At 39.2% G+C, this 18,388-nt stretch carries 20 protein-coding genes; 6 read left to right on the top strand and 14 right to left on the bottom strand.

The genetic code is table 11. The features are described from left to right. Nucleotides 1-2: 2 nt before the first annotated feature. The 4 genes from AAGS61_RS13560 to AAGS61_RS13545 are packed head-to-tail and all read right to left on the bottom strand — an operon-like array spanning nt 3 to nt 4,637. Nucleotides 3-1,487 (bottom strand): Na+/H+ antiporter subunit D, encoded by a 1,485-nt coding sequence (locus AAGS61_RS13560; protein ID WP_391372795.1) that lies wholly within the window; start codon nt 1,485-1,487, stop codon nt 3-5. Next, nucleotides 1,480-1,818, bottom strand: coding sequence for a Na(+)/H(+) antiporter subunit C (locus AAGS61_RS13555; RefSeq protein ID WP_391372792.1), 339 nt, complete (start codon nt 1,816-1,818; stop codon nt 1,480-1,482). Before AAGS61_RS13555 ends, AAGS61_RS13560 begins: the two co-directional genes overlap by 8 nt. 1 nt (nt 1,819) lies before the next feature. Continuing rightward, nucleotides 1,820-2,242 carry a Na(+)/H(+) antiporter subunit B gene (locus tag AAGS61_RS13550; RefSeq protein WP_391372790.1) on the bottom strand — a complete coding sequence of 141 codons (423 nt, stop codon included), beginning with the start codon at nt 2,240-2,242 and terminating at the stop codon, nt 1,820-1,822. Next, nucleotides 2,232-4,637 carry a Na+/H+ antiporter subunit A gene (locus AAGS61_RS13545; RefSeq protein WP_391372787.1) on the bottom strand — a complete coding sequence of 802 codons (2,406 nt, stop codon included), beginning with the start codon at nt 4,635-4,637 and terminating at the stop codon, nt 2,232-2,234. Before AAGS61_RS13545 ends, AAGS61_RS13550 begins: the two co-directional genes overlap by 11 nt. Before the next feature lie 333 nt (nt 4,638-4,970). On the opposite strand from AAGS61_RS13545, the gene AAGS61_RS13540 reads away from it, so the two are divergent. Next, nucleotides 4,971-5,663 carry a universal stress protein gene (locus AAGS61_RS13540; RefSeq protein WP_391372784.1) on the top strand — a complete coding sequence of 231 codons (693 nt, stop codon included), beginning with the start codon at nt 4,971-4,973 and terminating at the stop codon, nt 5,661-5,663. A gap of 103 nt (nt 5,664-5,766) precedes the next feature. On the opposite strand, the gene AAGS61_RS13535 is transcribed toward AAGS61_RS13540, so the two are convergent. Continuing rightward, nucleotides 5,767-6,975 carry an MFS transporter gene (locus AAGS61_RS13535; protein WP_391372781.1) on the bottom strand — a complete coding sequence of 403 codons (1,209 nt, stop codon included), beginning with the start codon at nt 6,973-6,975 and terminating at the stop codon, nt 5,767-5,769. Between the two features lie 80 nt (nt 6,976-7,055). On the opposite strand from AAGS61_RS13535, the gene AAGS61_RS13530 reads away from it, so the two are divergent. Next, nucleotides 7,056-7,766 carry a YetF domain-containing protein gene (locus AAGS61_RS13530; RefSeq protein WP_391372779.1) on the top strand — a complete coding sequence of 237 codons (711 nt, stop codon included), beginning with the start codon at nt 7,056-7,058 and terminating at the stop codon, nt 7,764-7,766. Here the strand turns inward: AAGS61_RS13530 and AAGS61_RS13525 are convergent. Beyond that, the gene (locus AAGS61_RS13525) at nt 7,750-8,454 is read right to left on the bottom strand and encodes a CBS domain-containing protein (protein WP_391372776.1); all 705 of its coding nucleotides are present in this window, start codon (nt 8,452-8,454) and stop codon (nt 7,750-7,752) included. The genes AAGS61_RS13530 and AAGS61_RS13525 overlap by 17 nt on opposite strands. A gap of 996 nt (nt 8,455-9,450) precedes the next feature. Beyond that, nucleotides 9,451-10,089, bottom strand: a complete 639-nt coding sequence (locus tag AAGS61_RS13520; RefSeq protein WP_391372774.1) for an SDR family NAD(P)-dependent oxidoreductase — start codon at nt 10,087-10,089, stop codon at nt 9,451-9,453. A gap of 146 nt (nt 10,090-10,235) precedes the next feature. On the opposite strand from AAGS61_RS13520, the gene AAGS61_RS13515 reads away from it, so the two are divergent. After that, a complete protein-coding gene (locus AAGS61_RS13515; RefSeq protein WP_391373094.1) occupies nt 10,236-10,583 on the top strand; it encodes a winged helix-turn-helix transcriptional regulator in 348 nt (115 codons plus the stop codon). Between the two features lie 197 nt (nt 10,584-10,780). Here the strand turns inward: AAGS61_RS13515 and AAGS61_RS13510 are convergent, their stop codons facing one another. The 7 genes from AAGS61_RS13510 to AAGS61_RS13480 all read right to left on the bottom strand — a co-directional run bounded on the left by AAGS61_RS13510 (nt 10,781) and on the right by AAGS61_RS13480 (nt 16,469). Next, nucleotides 10,781-11,560 carry an ABC transporter permease subunit gene (locus AAGS61_RS13510; protein ID WP_391372771.1) on the bottom strand — a complete coding sequence of 260 codons (780 nt, stop codon included), beginning with the start codon at nt 11,558-11,560 and terminating at the stop codon, nt 10,781-10,783. Then, the gene (locus tag AAGS61_RS13505; RefSeq protein WP_391372767.1) at nt 11,557-12,441 is read right to left on the bottom strand and encodes an ABC transporter ATP-binding protein; all 885 of its coding nucleotides are present in this window, start codon (nt 12,439-12,441) and stop codon (nt 11,557-11,559) included. Before AAGS61_RS13505 ends, AAGS61_RS13510 begins: the two co-directional genes overlap by 4 nt. After that, nucleotides 12,438-12,641, bottom strand: a complete 204-nt coding sequence (locus AAGS61_RS13500) for a PLD nuclease N-terminal domain-containing protein (RefSeq protein WP_391372766.1) — start codon at nt 12,639-12,641, stop codon at nt 12,438-12,440. Before AAGS61_RS13500 ends, AAGS61_RS13505 begins: the two co-directional genes overlap by 4 nt. Further along, a complete protein-coding gene (locus AAGS61_RS13495; RefSeq protein WP_391372763.1) occupies nt 12,635-13,759 on the bottom strand; it encodes a helix-turn-helix domain-containing protein in 1,125 nt (374 codons plus the stop codon). Before AAGS61_RS13495 ends, AAGS61_RS13500 begins: the two co-directional genes overlap by 7 nt. Before the next feature lie 177 nt (nt 13,760-13,936). Then, entirely contained in the window at nt 13,937-14,647 is a 711-nt protein-coding gene (locus AAGS61_RS13490; RefSeq protein ID WP_391373091.1) for a 3-hydroxybutyrate dehydrogenase, read from the bottom strand. 455 nt (nt 14,648-15,102) lie between these two features. Then, on the bottom strand, nt 15,103-15,513 hold the full coding sequence (locus tag AAGS61_RS13485) for a protein-tyrosine phosphatase family protein (RefSeq protein WP_391372760.1): 411 nt from the start codon (nt 15,511-15,513) through the stop codon (nt 15,103-15,105). Between the two features lie 11 nt (nt 15,514-15,524). Beyond that, the gene (locus AAGS61_RS13480; RefSeq protein ID WP_391372757.1) at nt 15,525-16,469 is read right to left on the bottom strand and encodes a carbohydrate kinase family protein; all 945 of its coding nucleotides are present in this window, start codon (nt 16,467-16,469) and stop codon (nt 15,525-15,527) included. Nucleotides 16,470-16,617: 148 nt separating this feature from the next. Between AAGS61_RS13480 and AAGS61_RS13475 the strand changes: the two genes are divergently transcribed. The 3 genes from AAGS61_RS13475 to AAGS61_RS13465 all read left to right on the top strand — a co-directional run bounded on the left by AAGS61_RS13475 (nt 16,618) and on the right by AAGS61_RS13465 (nt 18,353). After that, nucleotides 16,618-17,190, top strand: coding sequence for a GNAT family N-acetyltransferase (locus AAGS61_RS13475; protein ID WP_391372754.1), 573 nt, complete (start codon nt 16,618-16,620; stop codon nt 17,188-17,190). 1 nt (nt 17,191) lies between these two features. Beyond that, a complete protein-coding gene (locus AAGS61_RS13470; RefSeq protein WP_391372751.1) occupies nt 17,192-18,094 on the top strand; it encodes an EamA family transporter in 903 nt (300 codons plus the stop codon). Between the two features lie 61 nt (nt 18,095-18,155). Beyond that, on the top strand, nt 18,156-18,353 hold the full coding sequence (locus tag AAGS61_RS13465; RefSeq protein ID WP_391372748.1) for a hypothetical protein: 198 nt from the start codon (nt 18,156-18,158) through the stop codon (nt 18,351-18,353). Nucleotides 18,354-18,388: the final 35 nt, after the last annotated feature.

Genomic DNA, 18,388 nt, shown 5'->3' with positions numbered 1-18,388 from the left:
CTTTACTCCATATTCCCTAAAACCGCTTCAATATAAATGGCTGGATTTGCTAATGTTTTCGCTGCATTTTCCACATACGGGGCCACACCTTCTGCCGCTATCCCGATACCCACAATACAAATAGCAAGCAATACAAATGATGTCATGGCCAATTTAGGCAGTGGCTTTTGGTGATCTTCACTAATCGTTGTTTCCCCAAAGAAGGAAGCTAAAAAAATACGCAATAATGAGTAGAGTACGATAACACTAGAAGCAAAACCGACTGCTAATAACACATAATTTTGTCCTTCAATAGCACCTTGTCCAATGAGCACTTTCCCAATAAATCCGCTTAATGGTGGAATCCCGGTTAACGCGCACATCACAACAAAGTAAATCCACCCAAATAACGGGTAGTTACGAATGAGACCGCTCATATTTTTTACAATGATTTCACCGGTTAAATAAATCATTGTCCCAATGAGTAAAAATAGTAATGCTTTTGCTAACATATCGTGCATTAAATAATAAATCGCACCGGCAAATCCTGTTTCTGTACCTGATGCAAGCCCAATCAAAATAAATCCTACACCGATAATGACATTATACGTGGCAATCGTTCGCACATCTTTTCCTGCTAATGCCCCCATACAACCGGCTACGATTGTCGCACCTGCCATGATCCCAATGAGTACATGCGTCACGTCTTGATTTAACGGGAACATGAGCGTAAACGTACGGAATAATGCATAGATGCCTACTTTTGTTAAAAGAGCGGCAAACAACGCTTGTACAACCGTTGGCGGCACACTATAAGAACCAGGTAACCAAAAGAATAGAAGTAACCCCGCTTTTAGTGCGAAAACAATTAAAAATAAAATCGCCACTACCGTTAAAATAGGCTCTTGCCCTACTTCGGCTACTCGCTGTGCAATATGCGCCATATTGAGTGTTTTTAATGTGCCATATAAAAAGGCAAGTGCTACTAGGAAAAACCAAGAAGCAACAACATTAATCAATACATATTTTAACGATTCACGTAGCTGAAACTTCTCTCCGCCAAGCGCTACTAATACGTAAGAAGCAAGTAGCATTACTTCAAAGCACACAAATAAATTGAATATATCGCCAGTTAAAAATGAACCGTTTACCCCTGCAATGAGAAACAGCACAAAGGGATAGAAAAACATCCGCTCATGGCGCTCACCAATTGTCGCAAATGCATAAAGTAAGCAAATCGCTGTAACAAGGCTTGCCGTTAGTACAAGTAACAATGCAAACGAATCCGCTACAAATAAAATCCCATACGGTGGTAGCCAGCCACTAAAATCAAGCTTTATAATGCCTCGCGTTTGTACTAAATGCAACATCAGTACTGACATACCACTAACAAACACCATCGTCGTGATACTAATAATCCGTTGTAGCCTTATATGATTTCGTAAAAACACGAGTATAATAGCGGTTATAATCGGTACAATCATCGGTAATACAATCATATTATTCATCAGAAGATCCCCCTAACTTTCGGAAATCGTCTGTTCCATTTGTGTTATACATACGGTACGCCAATACTAGTACAAAGGCTGTTACAGCAAAGCTAATGACAATCGCCGTTAAAATTAGCGCCTGCGGTAAAGCATCTGTGTAAGGACCATCTGACTGGCTCAGGAGTGGTACATCCCCTCTTTTTAATCCCCCTACGGTCAAAATGAGTAGGTGCACCGCATGAGACAGTATGGCCGTTCCTAAAATGACACGAATAATTGTACGAGAGAGGACTAAATAAGTGGCTACGGCTACTAAAATACCAATCAGTATCATCATTAAAGACTCCATGCTATTCATCCTCACTTATACTTAAAATAATCGTCACTAATGTCCCAATAACGGTTAATGCAACACCTGCTTCAAAAAGCATGACAGTGGATACATGTGTTTTTCCAAGGAGCGGTAGATCGAAGTACTGATCTGTTTGCGTTAAAAAAGGTGCATCAAAAAAGAGAGACCCGACCGCTGTACCCGTTGCTAATAAAACACCGAATGCAGCGACATTTTTAAAATCGAACGGCATGCCCTTATGTACGGTTTCAATATCAAATGTGATATATAAAAGCACAATACCTGAGCCTAATACAAGCCCGCCGATAAAGCCCCCTCCTGGCGCATTATGCCCAGCAAAGAAGAGATAGACACCGAGCGTTAAAACAATAAATACAACGCCTTTTACAACCGTTCGCAAAATAACATCATTAATTTTCAACGTCTGCATCCCCTTTCTTTGCCTTTAATTTAATGATGGTGTAAATGCCCAGCCCCGCAATAAATAGCACCACAACCTCTAGCATCGTATCGAATGCACGGAAATCCCCTAAAATCGTATTCACGATGTTTTTTCCACCTGCTAATTCATAGGCATTTTCAAAGTATGTTGAAATGGCTGAAAACTTTTCATAATGCATCACCGCAAGACCGATGAACGTGACCGTTGCCCCAACGCAAATAGATACAATGGCTTTTGACAATACGACTTTTCGTGGTGCTTTTTCCGGTCGTAAATCCGGTAAAAACTTAAAACTAATGAGGAATAGAGCGGTCGTTACCGATTCTACAACTAATTGTGTTAACGCTAAGTCGGGTGCACGGAAAATGACGAAGAAGAATGCCACAGCGTACCCTAGTACCCCGTTTAGTAAAACTGTTGTAATGCGCCCTTTTGCAAATAAAATCATCACTGCTGCAAATATCATGACAAATACTAAAATCAATTCGTAGTAGTCAACCGATGAATCTTGTGTCGGGTCCCAACTAAATGCATTTGATAATAAGAAATAGCCTGCAACAACGGCAACAAAGAAAATATAAATATACATAAAGTAATACGTTAAATGACCATTCATATAACGACGCGTTATGCTGCCTGAAACGGATTCACTCGTCTCAATCACGCGTTCATATATGGCATTAAACGTATAATTTTCAGGAAACACACGATACATTGGTCGCCATTTTTTTAATGTCACATACAGCACAATACCGACAATGACGACACCGATCGTCATGAATAATTCCGGCTTCATGCCATGCCAAGCATGAATATGTGGCGTTAACTGTTCAGCGGATGGAAACGTTGGATAAATACTAGCCATCGCTGGTTGTAAAATATAGTGGCCCAATATATTAGGAAATAGGAATATACCTATAACAAAGCCAACTAATAGAAATGGCGAAATGAGCATGCCAACTGGTGCTTCATGGGGTGGCTTTTCCAAACGCTCTGGCTGTAGTTTTCCAAAAAATGTGCGTACAACGATCATCGTGCAGTAGACAAATGTAAACACACTGGCAATCCACGCCACAATCGGGAATAAGAGCCCGAAAGTTTCCAGGGAGAAAATATCTAACTGTGTCACATGTAATGTCGCGACGAAAAACATTTCCTTGCTTAAAAAACCGTTGAACGGTGGAAGACCTGCCATTGAAAAACTACCAATCACCGCAATGGTAAAGGTCAATGGCATTAATGCCATTAATCCACCTAAACGCCGAATATCACGCGTCCCGACTTCATGGTCTACAATACCGACCATCATAAATAGCGCACCTTTAAATGTTGAATGATTCACTAAGTGGAATAACGCTGCAAAGACTGCTTGCGTATAAATAACAGACTCTGTAGAATAACCGAGGTTTAATGCCGCGGAGCCAAGACCAAATAAACACATAATTAGCCCGAGTTGACTAACCGTTGAAAATGCAAGTACCGCCTTTAAATCAAACTGTTTGACTGCATTAAAGGAGCCCCAGAAAAGCGTTATTAGGCCGGCTAAACTGACGGTCCAGAACCATACTTCATGTCCCCCAAAAAGAGGCGTTGTGCGAGCGACGATATAAATACCCGCTTTGACCATCGTAGCGGAGTGAAGATAGGCTGATACAGGAGTAGGCGCTTCCATCGCATCTGGTAGCCAAATATGAAATGGGAATTGGGCGGACTTTGTAAAAGCACCGAGTAAGACGAGTAGCATCGCAGGAATAAATAACGTATGCACCTGTAATAGTTCAACATTCGCAATCATTTCTCGAACACTAAACGTACCTGCCATCGCATACAGCATTAAAAAACCAACGAGCATCGCAACGCCACCAATCACCGTGATCGTCATGGCCTTACGTGCCCCTGCGCGAGAAGCTTTACGATGATGCCAAAATGCGATTAACAAAAACGAAGAGACACTTGTTAACTCCCAAAATGCATACAATACGATTAAATTATCCGATAAAACAACGCCTAACATCGCTCCCATAAAGAGCAACAAGTAGCAATAAAAATGATGTAAAGATTCTTTTTTGGATAGATAAAAAATTGAATATAAAATGACTAAACTCCCGACACCTGTAATGAGTAAGCCAAATATCATGCTTAAACCATCTAAGTATGTCACAAAGTTTATATGGAACGAGGGAATCCACTCCATTGTATAGGTGTAGGTATTACCCTTCGCAATATGAGGAATATATGTAGCTAATAAGCTAAATAAAAGCACTGGTACCGCTAGCACGAACCAGCCAATATGCAGTTTTGTAAATCGCCTATAGATAAGCGGGATACAAGCTGCAACAAGAAATGGAAGCATAATGGCCAAAATAATTGTCACAAACTAAAACCTCCTAACACAGCTTAAAATATGAATTTTTAAAGAAAAAACGGAAATTCTGAACAGGCTTGACTAACGATATAACTCACTTCATAATAAGGTGTCATATAGATGAAGAAAAACCAATTTCGTACGTAACATTTGGTTATTTATCAAAAATCACAAAAACATTACATACTGTTAATAAGCCATATAAAATATAGTATACAATACAAATGTGCTCGTTGCACTGCAATCGTTCTAATTAAAACGGAAATTTGCTATTTCTATCACATTCTTGCTCATATGAACAAACAGATAGATTTTATTATTTTAAAAGAGGTGCAGACTAAGATGAAGCATTTGAAAGGTCGAATGGATGAAAGTATTTTAGTTTGTGTGTACTACGGATTAAATGGAGAACGTCTTATTCGTAGAGGTCATAAACTAGCCACATTACTCGATTGTCCATTATATGTATTAACGGTAGATCCAAAACCACTTGATGCATTCGATGCTGAAAAATCTGGCTACATTGAACGTTGGAAACAACTTGCCGAAGAGCTTCAAGTAGAAAAGTTTATTCTATTAGATAATGAAAAACGCCCTATCCAAAAAGTCATTAATGAAGTAGCACGCAACTATGACGTTACACAAATTATTGTAGGACAAAGCGCCCAAAGTCGTTGGGAAGAAATCACAAAAGGCTCCTTCTTAAATGTCTTATTAAAAGAAGTACCATTTGTTGATTTTCACATCGTTGCCATTAAACGTCCTACAGAAGACGATTCCTATGATATTTATGAAAAGGGTGTTCGCGCTTATTTAATAGAATCGGAAGAGGACTTTAAAATTGCATTTACATGCCCAAAATTTGCGGCGATTGAAGGGATTTTCTTCAAAGAAATCGGCACAGATTTTGATAATGGGATTTTCAAATTCACTTATGCGAATAAGATGAATGAATTGACTATTACAGAAGGGATTGTCGTGAATCCACAAAAAATCCCGGTCGGTGCTAAACCATCATCTAACCCTAAAATGTAGCTGTTTCCTTATGGAGACAGCTTTTTTAATAGATGGCCCCCCTAAAAAATAAACTGAGGTTTAAGCACATACTTAAGCCTCAGTTCATAATGTTTCTCGTAAATTATCCTCTCGCTACCTGATCTTTCGGTAGCGCAAATGCGACCAGCATAAGAATAGGTAGGAATGAAATCACGATCATCGTTGTTTCTATTCCTATTTTATCCATAAGTGTACCGATGGCGACCGAACCAATGGCCCCCATGCCAAATGCAAGTCCTACCGTTAAGCCCGCCATTGTGCCAATTTTAGATGGTACTAGCTCCTGCGCATAAACTACCATCACAGAAAAGCTAATCATGAGCAGCGAACCGATAACAATTAATAACACGACAACTAGCCATAGTGGAACATATGGTAAAGCTAAGCAAAGTGGGATTGGTGCCACAACGGACAGTAAAATGACATTTTTACGCCCGATCCGATCTGATAAAGAGCCGCCGAAAAATGTACCGACTACCCCAAAAGCCATAAATAAGAAAATGAAAAGCTGTCCTGTCTCAATCGGCAAATGATAGTGATCCGTCAAATAAAACACATAAAAGTTCGTAATATTCGTTGTATAAAATGAACGGGCAAAAATAATGATTAACAGTAAGCTAAGCGCAATTCCTACTTGTTTTTTTGTTAATGGGGCCAGTGAAGAAATAAGCCTCTTTTTAACGTTCGAAAGCTTCTCTTCTTCTAATTGCCCTCGATACCAAACGGCAATTTTAGTCAGCATAAAAATACCGATCGCCGTGAAAACTAATACAATCGATGCGCCATACATACCAAATGGCAAAATTAAAAATGCACTAATTAAAGGGGCGAGCGCCTGTCCAGAATTACCTCCAACTTGATAAATAGACTGAGCGAGCCCGCGTTTATTCCCTGCTGACATAAAGGATACACGTGAACCTTCTGGATGAAATACAGCTGAACCGAGCCCTAAAAATAATACTGCTATTAAAATCATCCAGTAGTTTGGTGCGAAAATAAGCATGGCAATACCGATGAACGAACTCACCATTCCAAGCGGTAACGCAAATGGCATCGGTTTCTTATCCGTTACTGCCCCCACAACAGGCTGCAATACAGAGGCAAACATATTTAATACAAATGAAATAAATCCAAGTTGGGTATACGTTAATCCCATATCACGTTCTAATAACGGAAACATCGCTGGAATAACCGATTGCATCGTATCATTGATTAAGTGACAAACACCGATAGCAATCATCATCGGATACACAGGATTATTCGGTTTAGTCATAGGTATAGCTATCGTCATTTTTTTCACACTTTCTCTACATAAAATATCCGTATAATTTACCTTTTTTCGCTCATGCTACTCTTGAAGGAGGGAGTATTATGGAAATAAACGTTGTTGAAATGCTTCTACGAACAACAGGCGCATTTTTTGCGATATTATTTTTAGCACGGATTATCGGCAAAAAACAGCTTAGTCAATTAACTTTTTTCCATTATGTTACAGGTATTACGTTTGGCTCAATCGCAAGTGAAATTGCTGCACAAGCTGAGACACCTTTTTGGGACGGTTTTATTGCTCTTATTTGGTGGGGAGTATTAACCCTACTTATTAGTTACTTATCCCTTAAATCTGTTAAATTACGTACACTTTTTGATGATAAACCGACTATTATTATCCAAAATGGTACTATTCTTCCTAAAAATCTCAAAAAAGCCCGACTCAGTATTGATGAGCTATTAATGCTACTACGCGAACAAAGCGTATTTTCAGCAGCAGAAGTTGATTATGCTGTGTTTGAGACGAATGGTGAACTGAGCATTATGAAAAAAGTAGCTATGTCCACTGCCACAAAACAAGATGTTAAAGCTAATACAGCCCCCGCACAATATATCCCAATGGAATTAATTTGCGACGGAAAAATTATATCAAAAAATTTAATTGAACTAAATTTAACCGAAGATTGGCTCATGAAAAAATTAAAAAAGAAAAATATTACGAGCGCAGAAGATGTTTTTTTAGCCCAAATATTAGAAGATGGTTCCCTTTATGTAAGTAAAAAACAAAATACACCTCTTAATCTACCTTCATAATATCGAGAGGTGTCACAATCCCAATGAGTTTTTGCTGTGGCTTCCCGTGTTCTGTTATTAGTAGCGCTTCAAAACGGCGACCACGCTCTACGCCTTGCTTAAAAATTTCTTCTGCTTCATAAATGGTTATGTACCTACTTATAAATTTATAGTTTACTTGATTTTTCTCATGGTGCAAAATATCTTGCAGTATCGGTGTTTTTTTCGGTAAACACGCGCCTACCATGGAAGTAGCTAACCAGTTTGTAATACCTACCGTTGTAATAAGACCTTGAAACACGTTTCCTTCATATACCGGAAATTGCGTATACCTACGTTTACGAATGACCTTCAACGTATGTTGCAAAGAATCCGTCGTTTGAAAAGACATGACATGCTTTCTAAACATTTGGCCGACAAGCTTTGGACGAGCAAGGACTTCATCAATATGTTCAATTCTTTCTACGACTTGATTATGTGGCTCTGCGATTACATATTCCGGTGACGTACGATGGTGAACAATCGCGTTTCGTAAATCCGCATAGGAACGTAAATCATCCTCATATTTTCGAATAAGTGGACTTTTCTTCTTCGCCTGATCCACTAACCGATAAAATGGCATAAAATCTTTTGCTCCTATAATATTACGCATTGTATGATCAATCCGATTAAATGCCGTTAAAAACCGATCCGAATTTTTGACTGTCATCACTACTCACCTCCCTTCTGTAAAATCATTAGTAATCTGTACCTAACATTATTATATTCCTAATTTTCTTACATTTAAATATCAATTAAGTCTCAGCGTACTTACGTCAAGAGGGGTCCCTTCATTCAATAGCCGCAGCGCTTATTAATAGTACAGTGTAAAATTAATTTCTTTACTCGTAATGAGCAAAAACACATCCTAAAAATACCAGGTAAATAATAAAAGGTATATATCATAGCCTCCGCGCTTTGCCACAGCCTACACAGGAGCTAAAACAGGCACGGCCTGTTTGGATCTCCTGTTCCTGCTCCTGACGCTGCGCTTTCGTCGCAAAGAAAATCTTGGCTCCTGTGGCTATGGCGCGCTACGGCAAAGTTAAGTGCTTCTTAATATTCTAAACAAGTATTTACCTTCGCTAAAAGAAATCAATTTCTTTCCGTTTAAACGTAGCGTCGTTTATTCTCTATTGTCATCAATGAGAATCTTTTATTATTTTTGAGCAACAGATTATTTTATGGAACAATAGTTGCTTGTAGTGGAGGCACGAGAGTGTAGCTGACGACATGCGCCTTTCGCTACAGAGCAAAGCTTCCTACGGGAAAAGCGAGTCAATCAAGACCCCGCAGGAGCGAGGTACGAGCGACGAGGAGGCTTGATTTCGCCCGTGGAAAGCGAGTGCCGAAGCGGAAAGCAACGGTTACTCAAATGGTAATATATATTTCTTAATTTGCTTGTTATGATTCTTTACTTTAACTACATGCCTTTAAAGCAGCCAACATATTTGATCGTAATTAACTAAAATACACATATCTCCGGTCTTCTTTAGACCAGGGATATGTGTATTTTACTTTTAATGCGATATACTTCAACTGTACTTAAAAAGGACTAGCAATCCAGTCATTTAAATCTACGTGTTATTACATAATCCCGCCCGAGAGCTTTTACGAAATGCAATATATTTTAGTTTCTTCTACGCGTTAATAATTGGAATAAAAATTATTTTATCATCTCAATTAATGAACCTACTACCTCCGATGGATCCTTCTCTCCTTGAGGATTTGCTTCTGATATGACATTTTGAGGGTCAAACAAATGAACTTCAATTCCATTGTCTTTCTCTTCTTCGGCAATAGTTTTCATGAGCGATTCAACACCTGCTTTGCCTGCTGAATAAGCACTAAATCCGTTCATATAAAAATGGGCCATAGCGGAGGTAACAGAAACTATTTTTCCATTTCCATTCTTGCGCAAGGCAGGTAGAAATGCTTTTGTCACTAAAAATTGGCTCGTTAAGTTTTTATCAATAACCTGTTTCCATTGTTCTAACGTCAAATCATCGACCCGCCCCATTGCAGGAACACCCCCGACATTATTCACCAGCACATCTAATTTCCCGCCCGTTAGTTCCAGCAGTCTGTTTCGAAGCCCTTCGACACTTTCTTCGTCTGTTACATCGGCTGGAATAACAATGACTTTGGCTTCCCCCATTTCCTTTTCGACTTCTCTTAGTTTCTCTTCACGTCTGCCGCTTAAAACAACAGTAAACCCTTCATTTACCAAAGCTTTTGCAATTGCTCGACCTAGACCTGTTCCAGCACCGGTGACGAGTGCTACTTGATTAGCTAATTGTGTCATGTTCAACATCCCCTTTATCGAAAAATTGTAAAAATTAACTTATAATGATATTTTAAGATGGAGATAAGAAGAATGTAAGTATGCACATTTTTGTGACCTAGTATCAAAAAGGGTACTAAAAGGAGATGAATAATTTGAAAAAAGATATGGATCCTCATCAATGTGAGGTCGTAACTGCCCTTAGTACATTTGTTGGTAAATGGAAACCCCTTATTCTGCTACATTTATTTGTAGAAGGAACGCTTCGATTTAATGAATTAAGAAGACGGATACCTGATATTAAACAACGCATGTTGACACTTCATCTCCGTGAGCTTGAGGAGCAAGATTTAATAAAACGTGTTGTGTACGCACAAGTCCCGCCCAAAGTTGAATATTCACTTACTGAATATGGTAAAACACTTGGTCCCCTTATGGAGGCTTTACATGAATGGGGGGAAAATCACATTAAGCACCTTGAAAATAAGAAAAGTTCACCTTTCACTAAAATGTAAACTCGCACCCAGTGATGCATAATTATTAACAAAAGGCGTCATGTGATTGATGTAACGAATTGACATTATACAACATGGTACAACTAAAAATATTCTCCAGTATAATGCTAACCTCAAGATATTAACTCACCATTGAACTTTTATATAAGACAAGAGAAAAAGGTGCTTATATTCCGTAAGCACCTCAAAGTCATTTATTATATTTTCGTTGTGGCAGCATTCTTTTTCGTAAATACTATTCCGATAATCATCGCAATCACCATTAATATACATGTGAAAATGATTGTGGTTGTATAATGTTCACTTGTACTACCACTAATAAATTGTACACCGTATGTGGCAAGTTTCCACGGCGTCACGCTCCAAAAACTGCCGATGAGTGAATCGATTATTAACCCAATCGGTAAGAATACAATTGCCACCGTGATTGCAATCGCTGTTTTAAACATGGCGCTTAACGCTAGCGTGACTGCCGCTACAAATAAAATCCACACACAGTATGTGAGCACCATTTTGATAAATGCATCTATTTCCACCGTGCCGTACAAAATCGCTGTATAGTACATACTCCCTGCATAACCAGCAATAGCACTCATGATGCCGAGTAGGCTAGCAACTGCCCACTTACTCATAAAAAATGTCGCAAAGGATATCGGTCTTACATAGAGTAGTGTCGCTGTACCATTTTGTCGCTCCCGGCTAATAGCACCTGCAAATGTTACGACAAGAACAATTAATCCAATAGATTGAAACTGACCAGTAGAAGCATATAAAAGATCAATCGGTAAATAATTCGGCAATGTAATCGAAAAACCTTCTGGTACATTACCAACTGTATTCAAAATATCTTCCATGAAATAATTCATGAGCGGATCACTTATACCTAAAACAATAAATAGTAAGGGCATCCATAAAAATTTAAATCCACGCCATGCTTCACAGCATTCTTTGCTAAATAATGTAATAAAATTACTCATTGTCCCGCCACCTTCATAAAAATTTCTTCCAGTGTGACGGTTACACGTTTCACTTGTTTCACATGAAACGGTGATGCTACTAATTGTGCCATTAATTGCTGCATCGTTGGACGTTCTTCATTGATTTCAACATAAACACTATTGCTCACTGCTGTGGCAACAAATTCAGATTGGGAAGCAAATTGCAAGGCCTCAGTTTCTGTTTCAAATTCAACTTTGTAGCGTGGCACATCAAATTGCTCTCGGATGTCTGCTAGCGAGCCTTGCTCAACAATCGCCCCTTTTCGTAGAAATAACAGCTGGTCTGTCATTTCCTCCGCATCATTTAAAATATGCGTAGAATATAAAATCGTCGTTTGCTGTTGTAACTCTTTTAATAAATTCATCATCTCACGGCGACCGACTGGATCGAGCGCTGATACTGGTTCATCAAGTAATAATAACTTAGGCTTATGGACAATGGCCTGTGCTATTCCTAGTCGTTGTTTCATACCACCTGAAAATGTCGATGTTTTTTTACGCATTGCCTCTTCAAGTCCAACAAATGATAGTACCTTTTGTGCTTCTTTTTTTACCTCTCGACCTGACATACCACTCAATTTGGCTACCATCTCTGTAAATTCAAGTGCTGTTAACCACGGGAAAAACTGTGGGTACTGTGGAAGAAAGCCAATTTCTTTTCGAATATCCTTTATCCCTTCCATTTCAACTGTACCATTTGTTGGTGCCAGTAACCCTGTTAACATGGATAAAATCGTTGTTTTTCCTGCCCCATTCGGACCAATTAATGCTGTCGATGTGTTTTGTTCAAGCGTGAATGACACATTGGATACCGCGGTTTGTGTACCAAATGTTTTAGTTAAATCACGTACCGTAATCATGACGTTTTTCTCCCGAAAATAAAGTAAACGATTGGACCGATCGTATTAATGAATAATACAACTAACACCCATACCCATTTTGGACCATTCGTAGCATGAATACGTGCTAAGTCAATTAATGCCACGATGGCTAAGATCACTTGGATTACAATTAACGGTGCAATCAGTCCCCAATTAATATTCGCTAATTCCTCTAACATTCATTTTCCTCCTCTATTTTTAAATGGTGTTTCAAATTCGCTATTATCGCCTTATATTTTGGATCATCGTATAACGGTGCAAACACAGGTTGCTGCGTTAAACTATTGACTAAATCCTTTTTAATGGAAAGATTATCACGCGGTGCTTGCCCGCCTAGCTGTATATGTTCTTCCATCCAGTCGGATAGTAAGTAAAAATAAGCATCCCCTTGAAGTTGAATTGGAAATTTTAATTGATAACAAATACGACAATACGCTTCAATCATTTCAAGTGCACGTTCTAAACGATTTTGCATCACATAGCCCGCTGCTGCTTTTAAATAAAAAACAAGCGGGGCATTTACATTTAAATGTTCCACGTGAAAAATTTGGATAAAACTTTTCGTGCGGTGTACAGTTTCATCAAAGTTCTCTACATGCCCTACTTCCAACATTAAATTTTCTGTTGCACATGAAATCATATGCATGACATGTTGATACATACTGACTTGCAACGTTTCTTTTGCTTTCGCTGTATCCCCAAGCATCGTGTGTGCCATGGCAATGAGTTGTTCCGTACCAAATTGAATAGGCACATCCTTCCCTAAAATATGAAGAACCTCTTGTGCTTGCCCCTGCATGAGCATAGCAGATGCTTCAATCATCACGGCTGCATTGACTAACTGATAGTCTTCACTCAATTCCTTTACTCTTCCGCAAAGCTCCTGCACCCTTGTTAAAATCGTATTCGGCTGTGTTGCTTGTGTATGATAATTCAAGTAAAGCTGGGCCATTTTTAAGACGAATGGAAAACAAGCGTAGTACTCTGTTAGTAACTGCTCTATTTCTTCTTGCACGGTTTCAAATGACTGCTGACTAAATTGGTTAGCAAGTTCACGATACATCATCGTAATCCGTTCTTTCGTCAGCTGTGGCTCATATCCAAGTAATGTATCGATTGACACATTGAAATATGTCGCCAACTTCGGTAATAACGTAATATCAGGATAGCTTAGTCCCTTTTCCCATTTGGAAACAGCCGCTCTTGATACGCCTACATACTCCGCAATTTGTTCTTGTGTCACCCCAAGTTCCTTACGCCTTGTCGAAAATACAGATGAAAATTGAAAGTGTTTCATATGATCAGCTCCTCTTACTAGTACTATATCCAAAAATACACGAGGAAAATAGCGATTGATCGTTTACTTTATTAGCATTTGTCAACTAACAGTTTACTTGTAATATGTAAGTTAGGATGAATATAAAAAAGCAATGACGTGTGCTCTAATACGTTCATTGCTCCTGTAAGTTGAGATTTATTGTGTTGTATAGCCACCGTCAAGTACAAGCGATTGCCCTGTCATCCCTCTCGCCTCATCGCTCGCCAAAAATTTAGCAACAGCAGCGACTTCTGCTACATCCAGTAATCTTTTCTGAGGAATTAATGGATATAACACTTCCTCTAATACTTGCTCGGCAGTCATATTTCTTGTTCGTGCTAAGTCCTCAAATTGACCACGTACTAGCGGTGTATCTACATACCCTGGACAAATGGCGTTTGCCGTAATATTATAATGCGCTACTTCTAACGCTGTTACTTTCGTTAAACCGATAACCCCATGCTTGGCCGAATTATACGCTGACTTCCCCGCAAACCCAATCAAACCATTAATGGAGGCAATATTAATAATTCTTCCGAAATTGCGCTTCTTCATATAAGGCAGAGCGTGCTTAATCGTTAAAAATGGGCCAACTAGCATAATTTTAATCATTTGTTCAAACTTTTCAGCAGGAAAATCTTCAATGAACGCTACATGTTGTAACCCTGCATTGTTAATTAAAATATCAATTGTTCCAAATTGCTCAATTGTATAGGAAATGGCTTGTTTTACCTCTTCTTCTTTTGAAACATCACATACGACCCCTTTTGCATTTCCAGCAAGTATTTTGACAGCATGATCTAACTGATCCGCATTTATATCTGAAAGCATCACCTTTGCTCCAGCCTCTAAAAAAGAGGTAGCCATTTGATAACCAATGCCCCCTGCAGCACCTGTAATGAATACAACCTTACCCTTCACCTATTTCCCCTCCCTTTGTATACCTACAATAAATTGCTTACGTTTGTCATGTATGTGATTTAACATTTCTTGACTTCATAGACAAAATCCTTGCTCATTCCTAATTTCTTTTTAGTAGGTAGCTTGCAAACAAAGGAAATAATTTTACGAACTAAAAAATCCATCATAAAAAACAATGGGGACTTGCTAACTAGAAAAGAGGTAGAAATGGAAGCATACTACTTCGGCAAAGTATTTCAAACAGAGGATGTAAAAGAAGGCGTTTTTGCTTTTCTTGAAAAACGTAAACTTATTTTTAAAAATAAATAAGAAATCTGCATTTCCGTTTAAAAGACAAATCCTAATCAAAATTGATAATATCAACGAACAAAGCCGCCCATCAAGGGCGGCTTTGTTCTAATTTATTTATATAATTTTTCTAATGCTTCACGCATGTTGGGGCGAATGTTTACTTTTGGTCTCGCCTGTTTAGCGATCGCCTCTGCTTCATCCAATGATTCCGCTACCCCTAGCTCCATTAACGTGGCAACAGCCATGACACCTGCTCGTCCACCGCCACTACCACAGTGAAAGTAAATTTTTTCTCCAGCTTCGTAAGCTTTTACGACTTCCTCGACCCCTATTTTAATCGAGTCTGCAATGTGTTCACTTTCATCCGCAATTGGCTGATGAATATATGTGTACTCTACCGGCTCTACTCGACCGTTTAAGCGTACATCCATCACTTTATCGACCTGTTTGTCACGGATGACTTGCTCTGTATCATCCGCACCTCCAAAATAGACGCGTCCTGCAATTAGTTCATCGTACATATGACCACACCTTATAATAAGTTTTTAATCTCATCATAACGTGGAAGCGCTGTTAATGCACCTGGTTTTGTTGCAGCCATTGCCCCAAGCTTGTTCCCAAAGGACACGCAGTTATCGAGAGATTCCTTCGTTGTTGGTAAACCATTATAGTGAACGTAGCGCATGATGCCTGCCATAAACGCATCACCTGCTCCTGTTGTATCCACTGGTACGATTTTTTCAGCGGGCACATGCATTACTTCTCCGTTTAATACGGCGTACGTACCGTCTGCGCCAACCGTAATCAGAATAATGGGGATATTTAATGGCTTTAACATTGCTAACCCCGCCTCAATCGAATTGACTTCGGTTAAGAAAAATAATTCTTCATCTGTTAGTTTCAAAATATGGGCATCTTGAAAGAATGATACAACGGTTTCACGGCAATAGGATTCACTGCTCCAGCGAAGCGGACGGATATTGGCATCAATGGCAATAATAGCATCATGACGCTTAGCCATTTCTACTGCAGCACGTGTTGTGGCAAGGGCTGTCGGATGGAACATGGTGCCCGAACAAAAGTTAAAAATAGACGCCCGTTTAAATGCTTCTTCATGTAAGTGTTGTGCTGTTACTTGTAAATCCGGTGCCTCATCTACATAATCCTTAAAAACGCGTTCACCATCTTTTTTTAAATGGACATATACACCACTCACCCGTTTTTCCGGTACAAATACAGCGTAATCTAGATTTACTCCCTCATTTTTAATTTCATGTCGTACAAATTGGGATGTTTCATCATCACCCGTAATCGTAATGAGTGCTGATGGTGCACCAATCCGACTAATACCAGCTGCGACATTAATCGTTGCGCCTCCTAAGAACTTTGTGAATGAAGTGTTTGTCGCATCATTCGCTATATAATCAACAAAAGCGTCTCCGTAAACTAAAATAAAATCCTTGCTTAACTGAGTCATCAGTTGTCTAACCTCCGAAGATAATGTTCTATCTAGGTTATCATAAAATCCTAAGGTTATTAAAGTTTTGTACTATTCTAACATTGAGCATATGTCGGCACATTGTTCATAGTTTTGTTATACTTTGTTCGAAAGGGAGCGATCAATAATGAATATAGATCTGAATATCCGACAAGCCACACCTCAGGATGCACCACATATTGCACCGCTCATTTATGATGCAATTGGCGATATCGCAGGCCGACTCACGGGCGAGCATCATCTACAAAATATCATGACGGAACTAGAAGAGCTTGTACGTGCTGACGATAACCGTCACACATATCGCAATACATTTGTTGCTTGTGCCAATGAACAAATTTTAGGGATCATTGTTTTATATGATGGACAAACAGGGAAAGAATTAGATGCACTGTTAATGGAGAAGCTGCAACAAAAGCATGCCTCGTCTCTTCAAATTGATTTAGAAGCACATGACGATGAATATTATATTGATACAATTTGTGTAGCATCACATGTACGTGGACTGGGGATCGGTACAAAACTGCTACATTTTGCTGAGGAGCAAGCCGTAAGATGCGGCTACAAAAAAGTGTCCTTAAATGTAGACGAAGCAAAAATAAAAGCACGTCAATTATATGAACAACAAGGTTTCGCCGTGACAGAACCGTGGGAAATCATCGGCGAAAAATTCTATCATATGGTAAAGGAAGTATCGTAACATGCCATTAAATATAATTTATCCCCTTATGATTGTCATTGCATCTAGTAGTTACGGCATATTATCTACTATCGTGAAATTAGGGATGCAAGATGGTTATACTTCCTCAGAGGTAGTTTCAAGTCAATATATTTTTGGCTTTTTACTAGCATTGCTTCTAGTATTGGTAACACAACGTAAGTTACCGCATATTCAACTAAAAGGCTGGGCGATACTAGTACTCGCTGGGATTTTTACCGCTACTACAGGGATTGTATACGGACAGTCGTTAAATTATTTACCTGCATCACTTGCTGTTGTCATGTTATTCCAATTCACGTGGATAGGGTTATTATTAGATTGTGCACTGAAAAAACGCCTTCCGACACGAGCTGAAGTGATTTCACTCCTGTTTTTATTTGCAGGAACGATTTTAGCAGCAGGGATTTTAGATGTTGACTTAACAGCGATTGCTTGGCAAGGTTGGGCGCTCGGTTTAGCTGCTGCACTGACCTTCTCTATTTTTATTCAAATTAACTCGCGCCAAGTAACAGGGATGACCAACATCACACGAACATTTATCGTATCCTTTGTCGCGCTCATTGTGATTAGTATCTTTTTATCTCCAGAGATTCTGTGGAACGGACAGCTTACAAGCGGACTTTGGAAATACGGGCTAGCACTCGGGCTATTCGGGATTATTTTGCCGATTTTACTATTCTCTATTGCGGTGCCGAAAGTTGGAGGTGGCTTAACATCCATTTTAAGCGCAATGGAACTACCTGTAGCGATTCTTGTTTCTGTCATCTTCCTTCATGAGGTCGTGACAGCACTTCAACTGCTTGGCATTGTGCTTGTACTAGTCGGGATGATTCTGCCATCCTACCTATCGATGCGTAAACAGTCACTTAAAAATAATAGGTGACCACACCTCAGCATAATAGATATAAGGCGATTTTTTTAATGAACATTAGGGGGGCTTTTCAATGGAGAAACATGCAAAACTGTATATGCTCGCAGCGTTTGCAGTAGCCATTATCGGCTTTACACAAGTGTTACATTATTGGGAATCAGATATTTTAGTGTCAACGATTTACTTAGTCTTTAGTAGTGCATGCGCATTTATCGGGCTAGAACGATGGCGCGCCATGAAAAAAAATCAGCAACAACAAGCAGAGAAATAATAATGCTTACATAACTTCACCGTTCGTACGGTGAA

Source organism: Lysinibacillus sp. KU-BSD001, assembly GCF_042920265.1.
Classification (GTDB): Bacteria; Bacillota; Bacilli; order Bacillales_A; family Planococcaceae; genus Lysinibacillus_B.
This window is presented reverse-complemented; position numbering and strand designations above follow the sequence as displayed.